The organism is Leptolyngbya sp. Cla-17, assembly GCF_016807185.1.
GTDB lineage: Bacteria > Cyanobacteriota > Cyanobacteriia > Leptolyngbyales > Leptolyngbyaceae > ULC077BIN1.
Map to the genome: position 1 here is coordinate 52,068 of NZ_JAEVYN010000008.1, position 16,919 is coordinate 68,986.

Below are 16,919 nucleotides of genomic sequence, written 5' to 3' on the forward strand. Positions count from 1 at the left end.
CGGATCGTTTCAGCGATCCGACCTCCTCACCTTTTTTAAGCGCAGTCTCTCCAGCCGTGCGTGGGTTCGCTGTCGGCTTCACCCTCCTTCAATCCCAGGGTCGGGTCATGGGATGGCTGTGGTGTCTGGTCTTCTGGCTCCAGAATCGCCGCTTCCTCCGGCAGGGGTGAGAGGGCAGATGGCTCGGTACCCGCTGCCACCTTTTCCATCGTGCTCTCAGGATCTGAATGCTGGGTCTCTGCCACCGCATCCTCAGGTTGCTGCTCTGATTCCTCTGCCTCGTCGGGCATCCACACCATCGGAGCCTGGGGGCGATTGGGATGATTGATCGTCGCTTCGTAAGCTTGGCGGTCAATGCCCTCCGAAATCCAAGCCTGATAGATCTTGGTGTGGATGTCCACCCCATGCCCCATTCGCCGCGCGGCTAAACTCACCTCCACCCCAAATCGAAGCGACCGGACTGCCCAACAATGCCGCAAGTCATAGGGTTTGAAGGGGACTCCGTATCGTTTAAATGCTACTGAAACCCGGCTTCCAAGCTGCTGGTTGTCTTTGCCAGTCACTTGAGGCATTTGTGGGTGGCGTAGGTTGAATTGTTCAACCCATTCCGGGTAGAGCGGTGGAACTTTGCGCGCCCCCGTTTTCCCGTCTAACACTTCAATCATGTCACCGCCCTCTTCCAGCGCCTGGACATCCAGGTGAAATACTTCGTGGGGTCGCAAGCCATAGGTTGCCATCATGCCCGCCACCCAGCGCCACTTGGGATTCGGAATTTGGCAAATCGCCTGAACGATCGCTTCATCGGTCGGCAGATCCCGGCGAGCGGGTTTAAGAGAAGAGTAACGCCCTTTGAGCGCTTTAATCCCTGTCACATCAAATCCAGCAAATTTTCCTAGAGTGCCACAGGTAAGACTCATTGCGGCTCGGGTGCAACTGTCAGGTTTGGTCTGCCGCACAGCCTGATCGAGCAAGTTGAGCGTCAACGTTTGCGTTTGCGGGAGCCGCCGCAGATACTCTCGATAATGGGCCCTCCAAGTGCATTCACTTTTTGGGGTGCGTTTGCGGCGCTCAAAGTAATCCTTCTCCAGGGCCACGATCCATTGAGTGACCGTTCGCTGGTCAGGTGTTTTGAGTGGACGTGCTGAATAAGTGGACCAGTCAAACTTCTTCAACACCAACGCTGAGCTGATCTCTTTCGCTTTGGCTTCCGCCTCCTTCATTCCGGCGGGGACTGCCTTCACCTTGAGTGCAATTTCTTGCTGATGGGGTTCCGGTTTCTTAGAACCAGGTTTGGGTGGAAAAGTGCCTCTGGCATAAAGGGAATTTCCCTTTTGAATCAACGTCACCCCCGTCTTGGCAATCTTGAGGCGACGATTCACGTCATTGAGTTGGTTCTCAAACAATGGGTAAGCCATGAAAATTCTCCGTAAGTAGATACGCGATCGCGGACTGCTGAGCACGATCGCAGGGCAACCCCTGGAATGAATTCACATTGAATCAAAACAATTAGATAGAACGCTTTAAGGAATTGCGATCAGACATCTCAAAGCCGCTCGTGAATGGCTTTCTATCCTAATGGTTCATTCGTCAATGAAAACTTATAAATCTGACCGTAGCTGCTCGCATGTAACGAAGAGGAGCTGGGCGCAGGTCCAGAAGCTGCTTTAAAAGGTATCCCTTAAATTTAGGGACGCAGCAATTCTCACTAATAAAATCACATTCAATCACCCTTGTCAAGCCTCAAAACCACATTCTTTGAGAAATTTCGAGCTTTTTTTAGTGAAATACTAGCATTTTGCTAAAAAAAGTAGTAAATTGCTTGGTTAAATCATCTTTTTGCACTCTCAAGGACAGGACATGGCAACAGCAGAGTGGTTAGCAACCCATCGGCCAGTGATGGCTTATCTTCAGCCAGAATTTTACGCCCAGCTACAGGAGTACAAAACCACCTCGAAGTTGTCGATGTCAGAGGCGATTAAACAGTTATTAAAGCTGGGACTGCAACAGCAACTAGCTTTACCACCTCAGTCTCAGGACGACGCTTTAGAAGAGACAACGCCACCTCAGCTTGTCGATGGGGCGGATGAACAGCCAGACTTGAGCCACCGAGTTGCCACCCTTGAAGCTGCATTGGTGCACATGCAAGGGGATCTCTCGCTGATGCTATCTAGTTCTTTGGCGGGCAGCGGCCAGCCTGATGCTGTACCTGAGCGGACTACGGCTCAGCCTAGGACTGCTCAGACTAAGCCAGAACACACTGCGTATCGCCTGACACGGTCTGATGCTCAGAAAGTGCGAGAACGAGAACTCTTGCGTGAATCAAGACGAGAGGGCAAGTTCAAAGTTGATGATCGCTGCAATGAGATTGAAGCGCAACCCGAAGCGCTTGCGTCGATTTCGAGACCGTTCAGCAAGAATCCGAAAAATCTTGAGCTTACGATTCACATGCTCAGCGACCACCCGCAATCGGGCTAGATTTCGGTTATGCTGCCGCTCCGCTCTGCTCAGTTTGCCTTGACGCGGTTTTTTGGTTGGAATACAAGCAGAGGGATGGAGCTTTGCAATACCTTGATAGCCCTTATCCGCCAAACACAACTGCTCTGGTAGCATCGGCAGACGATGTAACTTGAACCGTCGAAAGTCATGGACTCGCCCTTTGCCAAACGCCGTACAGATAATCTGTCCAGTGGCTTGATTGACCAGAACTTGAGCTTTTAGCGTATGCCGCTTTTTATTACCGCTGTAGTAGCGTCGCTGTTTTTTTGGGGACGTTCAATTGGACTTTCAGTGACATCGACCGCCCAAACACTCCAGGTACTGGCATTCTGATAAAGTTGCTTTTTGCCGGGTAGCCGGAACTTACCTGACTTTATTAATCGACTTTCAACCTTTTGGATCAAGCGGCACACTGCCGACTCACTCAATCCCCAAGTGGTGGCAATGTGAAACTGGATCCGGTATTCTCGCCAGTACTCAAGTACGACTAGCATTTGGTCTTCCACGCTTAATTTGCACTGTCCACCCCGTTTACCGGTTCGGTCAAGGTCAGGACGCAGCACATCCACCATCTGCGCGAAGGTTTGTGGGTGGATTCCGCAGCGGCGTTTGAATAACTCAGGCTTGAGTTGGCTCAGTTGTTTGTAGGTCATCATTCCTCCTTGACCTATTTGTAGCCACTTACCTCTATTCACGGCAAGAGGTCTACTGTTTATGAAGCTACGATCCTCCATGGAACCTGACCTGCGGCAGACAGGAGATCTCGAGCTTCCAAGATGGCTGCTTATGAGTAAGGTTGCGAATTTGCCGAAGGTTGCTCGCCTAAGTGCTTCAGCCATTCTTTCTCCAGCCCCTGATCCATACGGCTTGCTTCCTCCTGCCAATAGCAAGCAAGCTAAGACGATTAATGCTATTTCAAAAGTGATTTATCCGAGTGCTCCATTGAATGCCGAAATCAGTGAGCCTCATTCTCCATTGGCTTCGGTTCAGGCTCACCTCGTTGAGTCTCAGCCAAACCAGTCCCGTTCTTCAACTGCTGAAGCTCAGGTGACGAGTGAGCCACTTCGGACGGAAGCAGAACAGGTTCAAATGGAGCAATCGCAACCGGTTTCCCGCTCAGAAGGAACCGAACCAACTGATAGAGAAGCGCGACCGCGAAAACAGCCCTCGTCCGATCATGCGGCTGCCCAATCGCCTAAGCAGAAGAAAAAGTGGTCTATAGGATGGTTAGAGTTTTAATGCCTTAGCCAGATCTCATTTTTGTCCTTCATTCTCTCCACCATCACTGCTGGCTTAGAGATTGCTGGCGATTGAAAAAATGTTTTTGCGCTTTGCATGAAAGTAAGTGATGGCCAAAAACATACAGGTTGCACTCTGCTTTAAACACGGGGGTGTGGTGCTTTGCCTGAGAAAGCCGAAAGTACCGTTTAGATTCCTCATTCCTTGAGTCAGAGCATAGTTGGTGATACTGATACACCGTTGTGTAATCTGGTTTGGTTTGGCACAGTTGTCGCTTGAGTACTGGCGGTAAACCATTGAGCTGCCGCAGCGGATTCGACACTCGCCGTCGAATCGTGCGATCGCTGCGGCTTAAAGCAGTGCCAATGCCATGCTGGGAGACCCCATAGAGCTTGAATTGTTCACTGACAAAGATGCGTTGTTGCGAAACATGTTTCACGAGTGCGCCCGTGGAAGTTGCAGACGAGGTGAGTAACGTTTCGGGTTTGGCAATCTTGCCTCTATAGCCCTCAGTTTTTGCTTGTTTTTGAGCTAAATAGTAGGAGGCCCGTTGCAGTTGTTCTATTTGGATCTCGGTTGCCAACACTTTGGCGTGTCTGAGATCGGTGAGTTTAACTTCGGCGGTGGCACCCCAGGATGCTAGTTCTAATTGCTGGCAAAGCTTAACCAGGGAGGTGTGGAAGACGATCGCCACCCCATTTTGAGTTTGGTAATGACGGAAGAACCCATATCGTTTGCCCAGGGTTAGCCAGCGCTTGATAGTGACTTCTGACTTACCAAAGGTGGTTGCAGCTTCTTTCAATGAGAAGGTGGCTCGCCCGGTCCCTTTTGCCAAGGCTCGCACATACTCCCAAAACGGGGCGATCGACGGTAACCCAGCCGCTTTTGCCCAAGCTGGATAATGACCGCCATCGACCACAAAGGTATGGATTTTTGCGAAAGAAGTGCTCACAATGGTTGCACTGGCTGGAATTGCAAGTTTAATTGAGGCAGCAATGGGTTGTTAAGCGAGGCTATTCCGCATGCTGAATGAATGGAATGACGCGACGCGGTCACGTTAATCACTCTGACCTGTCGGCAATAGATGCCAAATGAGTGAAATGCTATTAGCCGTTGGAAAAACCGATGGGCTGAACTCTAGAAAAGCTTAGTGAAGGGTACACGCTTTGCTTAGTTTGCTACTATCCACATTAGTCTATAGGATCACTTAAAAGTACGCAAGTACTGTTTGAGGGATTGCTTATCTTTTTGATCCATTGTCGTGAGTAGCTGGGCATAGACTCTTGCGTAAATCTGCAAAACTTGTGCTTGGGAAGGTAGAGTTATCAGTCGCAATGGACACGTCATGGGCGAGTTAACGACTACCTATGAATGGAAGTCCATCCCCTGGCGCAAGCTGGAGCGGAAGGTCTTTAAGTTGCAAAAGCAAATCTACCGAGCCGCTCGGGTATGCATGACAAGCACAAAGAACTTTCAATCCAGCTTCCCCGTGATATTGAAACGTTGCAGCTACCCATCGCTGATCACCCGTCCGGAATCTGGAAACGGGATGAAGTAGATTAGGATAGGCACTTTTCTTTTACTGGAGAACTTCTGCGATGCCCTCGCGCTTGAAGTCTACTGGTCTCACCATTGCAGCATTGGTGCTGTCTCTGACGGCTCCCCTACTTCCGACTGCTTACTCTCCACTCCCTGTTTTTGCCCAGACTTCGACTAATTCGGCTTCTAAAGCAGAGGCAGATCGCCTTTTGCAGCAGGGAACTCAGCAATATGATATTAGCCAGTTTGACGCTGCATTCCAGTCGTGGCAAAAATCTCTCCAAATTTACCGCGCCATTAAAGACCGACTTGGTGAAGGACAATCCCTGGGCGGTTTGGGACTTGCTTACCATTCTCTGGGCAACTATGCCAAAGCCATTGAGTATCAAGAACAGCATTTAGCTGTCGCACGAGAAATCAAAAATCGTTTCGGTGAAGGAGCATCGCTAGGCAATCTGGGACTTGCTTACTATTCCTTAGGCAACTATGCCAAAGCCATTGAGTATCACGAACAGAGTTTAGCCGTCGCACGAGAAATCAAAAATCGTTTCGGCGAAGGACAATCGCTAGGCAATCTGGGACTTGCTTACTATTCCTTAGGCAACTATGCCAAAGCCATTGAGTATCACGAACAGAGTTTAGCCGTCGCACGAGAAATCAAAAATCGTCTCGGCGAAGGAGCATCGCTAGGCAATCTGGGACTTGCTTACTATTCCTTAGGCAACTATGCCAAAGCCATTGAGTATCACGAACAGAGTTTAGCCGTCGCACGAGAAATCAAAGACCGGTTCGGTGAAGGAGCATCGCTAGGCAATCTGGGACTTGCTTACTATTCCTTAGGCAACTATGCCAAAGCCATTGAGTATCAAGAACAGAGTTTAGCTGTCGCACGAGAAATCAAAAATCGTTTCGGCGAAGGACAATCGCTAGGCAATCTGGGACTTGCTTACTATTCCTTAGGCAACTATGCCAAAGCCATTGAGTATCAAGAACAGAGTTTAGCCGTCGCACGAGAAATCAAAGACCGGTTCGGTGAAGGAGCATCGCTAGGCAATCTGGGACTTGCTTACTATTCCTTAGGCAACTATGCCAAAGCCATTGAGTATCACGAACAGAGTTTAGCTGTCGCACGAGAAATCAAAAATCGTCTCGGCGAAGGACAATCGCTAGGCAATTTGGGACTGGCTTATGATTCTCTAGGCAACTATGCCAAAGCGATGGAGTATCAAGAACAGAGTTTAGCTGTCGCACGAGAAATCAAAGACCGCGAGGGCGAGGGTCTTTGGCTCAGCAATCTGGGGATCACATTAGCAAAACAGCAACAACCGGAACTGGCGATCGTCTTCTACAAACAATCGGTCAGCGTTCGCGAAACCATTCGCGGAGACATTCGCAAACTACCGCGCGAGTCGCAAGAATCCTACACCCAAACCGTTGCAGGCACCTATCGCCGTCTCGCCGATCTGCTCCTTGCCCAAGGTCGCGTCTTAGAGGCACAGCAAGTTTTGGAACTGTTGAAAATCCAGGAACTACGCAACTATACCCGCGACACTCGTGCTGGTGGCGAAACTAAAGGCGCACCCCTGAATGCGATCGAAGCCCCTATCATTCCCCCCTTCGACAACCTGATCGCACTTGGCATCAAACTCACCACCTGCGAACGCCAAAAACCCTACTGCGCCGATCGTGATCAACTCCTCAGCCAACGCAACCAAGCCACCGATCAATTTAGTCAACAAGCCGATCGGCTTCGCACTCTCGCCCGCCAAGGACGCGACAAAGACCCCGCCCAACTGCAACAAGAAGAACTCACCGTCGCCGCTTACAAAATTGTCCAGTCCCAACCCAACACCGTTCTGATTTATCCCCTTGTCCTCGAAGACAAACTCTGGCTCGTCTACGGACTTCAAGCAGGCAAACGAGGCGTGGTCTTCGCTAGCAAAGAAATTCCCGTCAGCCGCAAAGATCTCTCCGCCACCGTTACCCAATTTCGTCAACTGCTAGAAGACCCCAACAGCGATATCAAACAACTCCAGCAAACCAGCCAAAAACTCTACGGCTGGCTGATTGCACCCTTGCGCCCCCAACTCGACGCTAACGGCATTCAAAATCTGGTGTTTTCCCTCGATCGCTCTACCCGCTATGTGCCGATCTCCGCCCTCTACGACGGCAGTCAATACCTCGCTCAACGCTTCAGCCTCTCCACCATCCTCACCGCAGGCTTAACCGATACCCAAGATAAACTCTCCCCCAACCTCGCCGACAACGCTGTCCTCGGTCTAGGACTCTCCAACGCCGCCCCAGGCTTCCCCGCCTTACCCAATGTCGTCAACGAACTGAATGCGATCGTTCGCACCAACAAACCCAACTCCAAAGGTATTTTTCAAGGCACCGAACGGCTGAATGGCGACTTCAGTCTCAACGCCTTTAAAGACCTCCTCGACTACCGCATTCTTCACATGGCGACTCACGGTAAATTCGACTCTGAAGATCCTGAAAAGTCCTTCCTCGTCCTCGGTGATGGCAATCACCTGAAGGTGACAGACATCAAAAAAATGAACGATCTGGGGGGCATTCATCTCGTTGTGCTATCTGCTTGTGAAACGGCACAGGGTGGCCCTGATAAAGAAGGGATTGAAGTGTCGGGTTTGAGCTATTACTTCCTGACCCAAAACGTAAAATCTGTAATGGCATCTCTTTGGAAAGTCAACGATGCTAGCACCAGCCAACTCATGCAGCAGTTTTACAAGAATCTGGCGACGGGCAAAATGAGCAAAGCCGCAGCCTTGCAAACAGCACAACTGTCCATGATCCAAGGAGAGGGCACTGCAACGGGGCAGTCTCGTGGTGATAGCTTCAAATTGCCTTCCACGGATGGATCCAAACCATTGATCGCGCGTGACCTCCGCCATCCCTACTACTGGGCACCATTTATTCTCATTGGTAATGGGTTGTAAATCGAGATCGCCCACTCTCATCCGCTTTCCATTCATCGGAGTGTTTTATGAAACGGCGTCAGTTATTGCAGGTTGGAGGCGGCACCATCGCGGCTCTGGGTGTGAATCAACTTGACCTTGAGCACAAAGCCTTTCAGTATGCCAAAGTGTTAGCGCAGGGCACCCCCCGTAAGCGGGCACTACTGGTTGGGATTAACCAATACACAGGCATCAAAAAAGGCGAATGGCAACCGCTCAAGGGTGCGCTGAATGATGTTTATTTACAAAAGGAACTGCTCACTCTGCGCTTTGGGTTCTATCCCGATGACATTCGGGTTCTGACAGACAAAGCTGCCACCCGGAAGAACATCCTGGAAGCCTTTGAGTCTCATTTGATTGCAGCCGCCAAACCAGATGATGTGGTGGTGTTCCATTTCTCAGGGCATGGCTCGAATGTGCTTGACCCCGACAAAGTGCATGATGATGGGCTGAGCGGTACTCTGGTTCCCTACGACAACGACCTTCCCTTTGGGTATCCCAATGTGGGTGGCGAAGTGAATGACATTACCGCCGGGACACTGTTTTTGCTGATGGCAGCGCTCAAGCAGAAGGGCGTGACCAACGTCACGGTGGTGCTGGATAGCTGTTATGCCGGTGCGGGAGTGCGGGGCAATTTGATTGTGCGATCGCGGGACGGACACTTTGAACTGCGAGGCAATGAGCGCACCTCTAAGCTGACGATCGGACAGGAGGAACAGGACTATCAGGCACGCTGGTTGAAAGACCTGAACCTGCCCAAAGCGGACTGGCTCAAATTACGCAAAGACCAGATCGCTAACGGTGTCGCTATTCTGGCAGCACAGCGCAATCAACAGGCGATCGATGCAGTGTTTGCGAACGACATTCATGCGGGCGTGTTTACCCATGCGTTAACCCGCTATCTGTGGCAGCAGACCCAAGCCCAGTCGTTGCAGGTGGTCATCAACGCGGCTCAGGCGAAGGCTGAGAAATTCCTCAAAACGGTGCCCAATTCACGGCTCCAAACGCCTTACTCTGAAGTGGCACCGGGTACTGGGAACGACCAGAAAAGCATCTATTTCACACCGTTTGAAACCACCGGGTCGGCGGATGCGGTGATTACAAAAGTGAATGGAAAACAGGTCAAGGTCTTGCTGACGGTTGATCCAAACAGCGTGGAAGCATTAGGTCGGGGTGCCGAGTTGAAATTGGTCGATGCCAAGGGAGCGGAAAAAGGAATTCTGCAAATTACATCACGGGACAAACTGGAGGCTCAGGGTACTCTTCTGCTTAAAGGTTCAGCCACGGTTGCTCCGGGAGAGGTGTTGCAGGAACAGATCCGCGCCATTCCTAAAGATGTGACGCTGCGAGTTGGACTCGATCGCTCCCTCGGTTCAGAGATGGAAACGGCGAAGCGATCGCTACAGGCAGTTCCACGCATGGAGGCCCTGCCACTCTTACAACAGGAAGTTCATATCATCCTGGCACGCAAAGAGGGCCGCATCAGGCTGTTTTCCCCTGGACTCGATCCACTGCCAGAACCGCCTGGACCTGTTGGGGAAACAGTGACAGCAGCCGTGGAGCGGTTGCGAACGAAGTTCAATTTGCTACTGGCGGCGCGGGTTTTAAAACTGATGCTAAATACCAGTACTTCCCGGTTGAAGGTGAGTGCAGCAGTGCGGGTGGGAGATTCGAGAGAGATTCTAGCGCAGGCATTTACCGTGCGGGGAGGAGGGCAACCGCTGCAAACGCTTCAGAGTTCTGATAGCTCGGTGCAGCCGCTTGCTGGATTAAAAGTAGGACAAAAGCTGCAAATTGTGGTGCAAAACCAGGAAGCGCGTGAGCTTTACGTTGGGATTGTGCTGTTCAGTCCCGATGGGTCGGTCTTGCCCCTTGTCGAACAAGTTTCTCCAGCAGGTCAGGAGGTGCGGTTTCCGCCGCAGGGTGCGATCGAACTACAGCCACCTTTGGGCATTGCCGAAATTTTGGTGATCGCGAGTACGGTTTCGCTGGAAAAGGCGTTGACTGCTTTGGCTGCCTTACGCAACCCGCAGTCGGACTCACGTCGGGGCGAAGCAACGGTGGATGGGGTCTCTCAACTGCTGGAGGATCTGGATGCAGGCACTCGTGGGGCAGCTCAATCAACGTCATCAACGTCAAACGTGCGCCTGGTGGATACGCGCCAGATGGCAGCACTGTCCATTGGATTTGAAATTGTGGATTAAGTGCTTGCACTTCAAAGAGTTTGAAGGTTCATCAGTAAACCTCAAAGTATCATCGCTGAACCTGAGAACATCATCGTTGATGATTGAAGGACGGTCGTTGAGTGTTGGAACATCATCGAAGCTCCAGGCACTATCACTGCATGGTTTAACAAACGTCAGCTCTGATGGGGCAACTCCGGAGATAGGGACTCAAGGGTTGTATTTCTCCTTAAGCTAGACAATAGCTTGGAGAATGCGTTATCAGCCCCCAATTGCTAAACAATGCCACATACCCTTAAAGTTCTACGCACTCTCACGATTGCACTGCTCTTGTCTCCAACAGTGCTCCTACTCTCCACACCCTACACCCCAATCCTTGCCCAAGCATCATCAAACCAGACCCGTAAAGATGAAGCTGAACAGTTAAATCAGCAGGGAATGCAGCAGTATCGACAGGCAGAGTACCGCAAAGCGCTTGAATCGTTTCAAAAAGCGTTTGCCATGTATCAGGAAATTGGTGACCGATCGGGTGAGGGCACCACGCTCAACAATATTGGGTTAATTTACTCCAGGTTGGGGCAGTATTCTAAAGCGTTGGAGTTCTATCAGCAAGCCTTAGTCATCAGCAAGGAAATTGGTGACCGATCAGGTGAGGGCACCACGCTCAACAATATTGGGTTCATTTATTCCAGGCTGGGGCAGTATTCCAAAGCGTTGGAGTTCTATCAGCAAGCCTTAGCGATTCTTAAGGCCATCGGTGACCGATCGGGTGAGGGCACCATGCTCAACAATATTGGGTTCATTTACGACAGGCTGGGGCAGTATTCCAAAGCGTTGGAGTTCTATCAGCAAGCCTTAGCGATTCGCAAGGAAATTGGTAACCGCTCGGGCGAGGGCATCACGCTCAACAATATTGGGTTCATTTACGACAGGCTGGGGCAGTATTCCAAAGCGTTGGAGTTCTATCAGCAAGCCTTAGCGATTCTTAAGGCCCTTGGTGACCGCTCGGGTGAGGGCACCATGCTCAACAATATTGGGGGAATTTACAACAGACTGGGGCAGTATTCCAAAGCGTTGGAGTTCTATCAGCAAGCCTTAGCGATTCGCAAGGCCCTTGGTGACCGCTCGGGCGAAGGTGGTTCGCTCAACAATATTGGGTTCATTTACGACAGGCTGGGGCAGTATTCTAAAGCGTTGGAGTTCTATCAGCAAGCCTTAGCGATTCTCAAGGTCATTGGTGACCGCTCGGGCGAGGGCACCACGCTCAACAATATTGGGTTAATTTATTTCAGGCTGGGGCAGTATTCCAAAGCGTTGGAGTTCTATCAGCAAGCCTTAGCGATTCTCAAGGTCATTGGTGACCACTCGGGCGAGGGCACCACGCTCAACAATATTGGGGGAATTTACGACAGGCTGGGGCAGTATTCCAAAGCGTTGGAGTTCTATCAGCAAGCCTTAGCGATTCTCAAGGCCATTGGTGACCGCTCGGGTGAGGGCACCACGCTCAACAATATTGGCAATTTGCTGGATGCTCAGAAACAATCCGAGTTGGCAATTGTATTTCTCAAACAATCCGTCAGCACCTTTGAAACAATTCGGCAAGATCTGCGAGTGCTGCCGAATGAGCAACAAGAGTCTTACACCAAAACAGTGGCAGACACCTATCGTCAACTGGCTGACCTGTTGCTAAAACAAGATCGGGTATTGGAAGCACAGCAAGTGTTAGACCTGCTCAAAATTCAAGAGCTGAATGATTACCTGCGCAACGTACGGGGTGGAAGGCAACCTCTGTATGAGTTGCCGCCCGAACAGGCAATCTTGAAAAAGTACAACGAACTGCAAAAGACCGCGATTCAGTTGGGGCAAGAATTGACAGCCCTGCGAAAGCTTCCAGAAGCAAGCCGCACCTCTGCCCAACAGCAGCACATTGCCAAACTGGTCAAGCTCCAGGACGACCTGAACCAGCAGTTCAACGGCTTTACAGAACGAGGCGATGTCGTCGCACTGGTCAAGCAACTCACTCCCACCGTGCTGCGGCAAACTGTAGACCTGACTCAACTCGATGCCCTCCGCAACGATTTGCGCCAGCTCAATGCCGTTTTGCTCTATCCCCTCGTGCTAGAAGACCGCTTGGAACTGGTGATTACTACACCCGATTCGCCTCCCCTACGTCGCACCGTCAACGTCAAACGAGAGGAACTGAACGCCGCCATTGTTGAATTCCGTCGTGCCCTGCAAGATCCAAGCAGGGATGCCAAAGTGCCTGCCCAAAAGCTTTACACCTGGCTAATCAAACCACTGGAAGCAGATCTGAAACAGGCAAACGCGAAAACCATCATTTATGCCCCCGATGGGCAGTTGCGCTATATTCCCCTGCAAGCGCTGTATGACGGTCAGCAGTGGCTAGTCCAACGCTACGGCATCAACAACATCACCGCTCGATCATTCACCGAGTTCAAAACCCAACCCAATAAACAGCCCTATGTGCTGGCAGGTGCCTTTACCACGGGTCAATATCGCTTTCAAGTGGGCGATCGCCAGGTCTCCTTCAAGGGCTTACCCTTCGCCGGAAAAGAGGTGGACGCCCTCGCCACACTGCTGCCGAACACTAAAAAACTCGTGGACAAGTTATTCAGCCGCGATGCCACCACCACCCAAATGAATGAGTTCAATGTGGTGCATCTGGCAACCCATGCGAGTTTCGTCCCCGGCACTGCTGCCAACTCGTTCATCGTCTTTGGTAATGGCGATAAAGCCACCCTCAAAGACATCGAAAGCTGGTCATTGGACAATGTGGATCTGGTCGTGCTGAGTGCCTGTGAAACGGGTTTAGGTGGCAAATTCGGCAACGGCGAAGAGATTTTAGGGCTGGGTTATCAGTTTCAAAATCGAGGAGCCAAAGCGGCGATCGCTTCGCTCTGGTCAGTCGATGATGGTGGCACCCAGGAGTTGATGAATGCTTTTTACACCGCGCTCAAGCAGGGAAACATCACCAAAGCCGAAGCGCTACAAAAAGCCCAGCTTGCCATGATCCAAAATGGGAGTAGTGGCACCGGGAAGCGCGGCGACAGCTTCAAGTTGCCAGCCACCGATGGTTCCAAGCCTGCCATTTCCCGTAACCCTAGCCATCCCTACTACTGGGCACCGTTTATTTTGATTGGTAACGGATTGTAAAGGGGATTAATGTCGCCCGTGAAGCTCCAACAGTCATCGGTGAAGCTTGAAGCAAGGTCAGTGTTGTTTAAATACTTGTGATTGAGTGTTTGAGCCTCGTCAACGAATAGTTGAACCTAACAGTTGAGTCTTTGCATCTCGTCGGCGAGTCTTGGAACCTCATCAACAAATGGTTGAACCTTGTAATTGAGTCTTTAAGCTTTATCAATATCAATGACTTGAAACTCCCGGAAATAGTCTCTCAAGGAGTGTAGTCTTTCTCTAGACTAAAGCATAAGTCAGGACATGCAGTCATTTGCCCCCTTGCCTGAACACTAATGTCACCCTATCTGATTCGCCTCAACTCCCTCACGGCTGCGCTCCTGTTAGCGGCTGTCGTGCCCTGCCCCATGCTCCTGGTGCAACGTCCTGTCGTGGCACAGACCAACCCGGATCGGAAAACGGAAGCTGATCGGCTGTTGCAGCAGGGCAGGCAGCAATTGCAGACCAGCCAATACGAAGCCGCACAGCAGTCCTGTCAGCAGGCACTGGAAATTTATCGAGCACTCAAAGACCGCAATGGGGAAGCCAAGGCGCTGAATAATCTGGGCATTGCTTACAGTTCGCTGTCGCAGTACGACCAAGCGATCACTTACTACCAGCAGGCGTTGCCCCTGTTTCAGCAAGTCAAAGACCGCAATGGGGAAGCCAAGGCGCTGACTAATCTGGGCATTGCTTACAGGTCGCTGTCGCAGTACGACCAAGCGATCACTTACTACCAGCAGGCGTTGCCCCTGTTTCAGCAAGTCAAAGACCGCAATGGGGAAGCCAGGGCGCTGAATAATCTGGGCCTTGCTTACTGGTCGCTGTCGCAGTATGACCAAGCGATCACTTACTACCAGCAGGCGTTGCCCCTGTTTCAGCAAGTCAAAGACCGCAATGGGGAAGCCAACGCGCTGATGAATCTGGGCGGTGCTTACCGGTCGCTGTCGCAGTACGACCAAGCGATCACTTACTACCAGCAGGCGTTGCCCCTGTTTCAGCAAGTCAAAGACCGCAATGGGGAAGCCAAGGCGCTGAATAATCTGGGCATTGCTTACAGTTCGCTGTCGCAGTATGACCAAGCGATCACTTACTACCAGCAGGCGTTGCCCCTGTTTCAGCAAGTCAAAGACCGCAATGGGGAAGCCCAGGCGCTGAATAATCTGGGCATTGCTTACCGGTCGCTGTCGCAGTACGACCAAGCGATCACTTACTACCAGCAGGCGTTGCCCCTGTTTCAGCAAGTCAAAGACCGCAACGGGGAAGCCAAGGCGCTGGCTAATCTGGGCGGTGCTTACTGGTTGCTATCGCAGTACGACAAAGCGATCACCTACTACCAGCAGGCGTTGCCAATCTATCAGCAAGTCAAAGACCGCAATGGGGAAGCCATTGCGCTGAATAATCTGGGCGGTGCTTACCGGTCGCTGTCTCAGTACGACAAAGCGATTACCTACTACCAGCAGGCGTTGCCCCTGTTTCAGCAAGTCAAAGACCGCAATGGGGAAGCCAACGCGCTGAGTAATCTGGGCAATGCTTACTGGTCGCTGTCGCAGTACGACAAAGCGATTACCTACTACCAGCAGGCGTTGCCCCTGTTTCAGCAAGTCAAAGACCGCAATGGGGAAGGTAGCCTTCTCAGCGACATCGGCAACCTTCTAGCAACTCAGAAGCAGCCAGAGTTAGCGATTGTGTTCTACAAACAATCCGTCAATGTGCGGGAAAGTATTCGAGCAGGCATTCGTTCGCTCTCCCACGACCTGCAAGCCTCCTACACCGAGTCTGTTGCGGACACCTATCGCCGTCTGGCAGATCTGCTTCTCTCCGAGGGACGAGTTCTGGAAGCCCAGCAAGTCTTGGAACTGCTCAAAATTCAAGAACTGCGCGACTACACCCGCGATACTCGTGCTGGCGGGAAAACTCAGGGCAGTCCTCTTACGCCACCCGAAGCCGCTGTCGTGCCTCCTTATAACAGCGTGATCACTGTCGGACTCAAGCTGAGCGAGTGCGAACAGCAAAAACCCTACTGCCTAGAACGCGACCAACTGTTGGCTCAACGCAATACCGCCAACACCGCCTTCAACCAGCAGGTAGATAATCTCAGGGCACTGGCAAAACAGCAGCAGGGCAGAGATCCCGCCCAACTCCAGCGTGAAGAACTTACCGTCGCCGCCCAAAACGTCGTGAAAGCTCAGCCCAAAACCGTCCTGATCTATCCCCTCGTGCTGGAAGACAAACTCTGGCTCGTTTGGGGTACGCAAGCCGGGAAACAAGGTGTGGTCTTTGCCAGTAAGGAGGTTACAGTCAGCCGTAAAAAACTGGCGGAGAAAGCTGTAGAGTTCCGCACTCTGCTAGAGAAACCAGGCGACGTGAAGCAGCTTCAGCAGGTCAGCTCTCAGCTTTACCAGTGGTTGGTCGAGCCGCTTCGCGCAGAGCTAGATGCCAATGGGATTCAAAACCTGGTGTTCTCTCTAGACCGATCCACCCGCTACATCCCCATGGCGGCTCTCTTTGACGGCAAGCAGTACCTGGTCGATCGCTTCACCGTTTCCACCATCCTGACCGCCGGATTGACCAATACCCAGGACAAACTCTCCTCTAAAATTGACGATGACCCCGTACTCGCGCTGGGACTCTCGGAGAAGGTGCCGAACTTCAATGCGTTGCCTAATGTCCTCGATGAACTCAATGGCATTGTGCGATCGGGCAACACAGGTATCTATCCCGGCTTGAAGCTACTGAACAAAGAGTTCACAACCGAGGCGTTCAAAAAGCTCATCGACCATCGCATTGTCCATATTGCCACCCACGGTCAGTTTGTCCCTGGCAAACCGGAAGACTCCTTTCTGGTGCTGGGTAATGGTCAGCCACTCAAAATCCCCCAAATTGAAACGATGACCGACCTGGGAGGCATTCATCTCGTGGTGCTGTCCGCCTGCGAAACCGCAAAAGGCGGTGCGGATAAAGAAGGCATTGAAGTGTCCGGCATCAGCTACTACTTCCTGAGCAGCGGCGCAAAGTCAGTGATTGCCTCCCTCTGGCTCGTCAACGACACCAGCACCAGCCAACTGATGCAGCAGTTCTATAAAAACCTAGCAACGGGTATGAGCAAAGCTGAAGCTCTGCGACAGGCACAGCAGTTTTTGCTGCAAGTGGGGAGCAATGGTACCAAGCAAACTCGCGGTGACAGCTTCAAACTTCCCACCACTGATGGCTCCAAACCCATCACTCGTGATTTCAGCCATCCCTACTACTGGGCACCCTTCATCCTCATTGGCAACAATTTATAGGATGA

Annotated in this window: 8 protein-coding genes and 1 pseudogene; 6 read left to right on the forward strand and 3 right to left on the reverse strand. The window is 51.6% G+C overall.

Features of this window, described 5'->3' with window-relative positions:
• Positions 1-35 precede the first annotated feature (35 nt).
• The gene (locus JOY44_RS30070) at positions 36-1,415 is read right to left on the reverse strand and encodes a site-specific integrase (RefSeq protein WP_171577038.1); all 1,380 of its coding nucleotides are present in this window, start codon (positions 1,413-1,415) and stop codon (positions 36-38) included.
• Between the two features lie 904 nt (positions 1,416-2,319).
• Positions 2,320-3,149, reverse strand: a protein-coding gene (locus tag JOY44_RS30080) for an IS5 family transposase (protein ID WP_242541969.1) whose coding sequence is annotated in 2 segments (ribosomal slippage) — positions 2,320-2,759 and positions 2,759-3,149 — 831 coding nt in all. Because the reading frame shifts where the segments join, the coding sequence is not laid out codon by codon here.
• Positions 3,150-3,282: 133 nt separating this feature from the next.
• On the opposite strand from JOY44_RS30080, the gene JOY44_RS30085 reads away from it, so the two are divergent.
• A complete protein-coding gene (locus tag JOY44_RS30085) occupies positions 3,283-3,735 on the forward strand; it encodes a hypothetical protein (protein ID WP_203032232.1) in 453 nt (150 codons plus the stop codon).
• Between the two features lie 43 nt (positions 3,736-3,778).
• On the opposite strand, the gene JOY44_RS30090 is transcribed toward JOY44_RS30085, so the two are convergent.
• On the reverse strand, positions 3,779-4,687 hold the full coding sequence (locus JOY44_RS30090) for a hypothetical protein (protein WP_171577040.1): 909 nt from the start codon (positions 4,685-4,687) through the stop codon (positions 3,779-3,781).
• A 393-nt stretch (positions 4,688-5,080) separates the two neighbouring features.
• On the opposite strand from JOY44_RS30090, the pseudogene JOY44_RS31995 reads away from it, so the two are divergent.
• From JOY44_RS31995 to JOY44_RS30115, 5 genes and pseudogenes are all read left to right on the forward strand, one after another.
• A pseudogene (locus JOY44_RS31995) lies at positions 5,081-5,149 on the forward strand (hypothetical protein); the annotation flags it as partial.
• A 184-nt stretch (positions 5,150-5,333) separates the two neighbouring features.
• On the forward strand, positions 5,334-8,231 hold the full coding sequence (locus JOY44_RS30100; RefSeq protein WP_171577042.1) for a CHAT domain-containing protein: 2,898 nt from the start codon (positions 5,334-5,336) through the stop codon (positions 8,229-8,231).
• A gap of 47 nt (positions 8,232-8,278) precedes the next feature.
• Positions 8,279-10,453, forward strand: coding sequence for a caspase family protein (locus JOY44_RS30105; protein WP_171577043.1), 2,175 nt, complete (start codon positions 8,279-8,281; stop codon positions 10,451-10,453).
• Positions 10,454-10,714: 261 nt separating this feature from the next.
• Positions 10,715-13,606, forward strand: coding sequence for a CHAT domain-containing protein (locus JOY44_RS30110; protein WP_171577044.1), 2,892 nt, complete (start codon positions 10,715-10,717; stop codon positions 13,604-13,606).
• Between the two features lie 317 nt (positions 13,607-13,923).
• Positions 13,924-16,914 carry a CHAT domain-containing protein gene (locus JOY44_RS30115; protein WP_203032233.1) on the forward strand — a complete coding sequence of 997 codons (2,991 nt, stop codon included), beginning with the start codon at positions 13,924-13,926 and terminating at the stop codon, positions 16,912-16,914.
• The last annotated feature ends 5 nt before the right edge of the window (positions 16,915-16,919 follow it).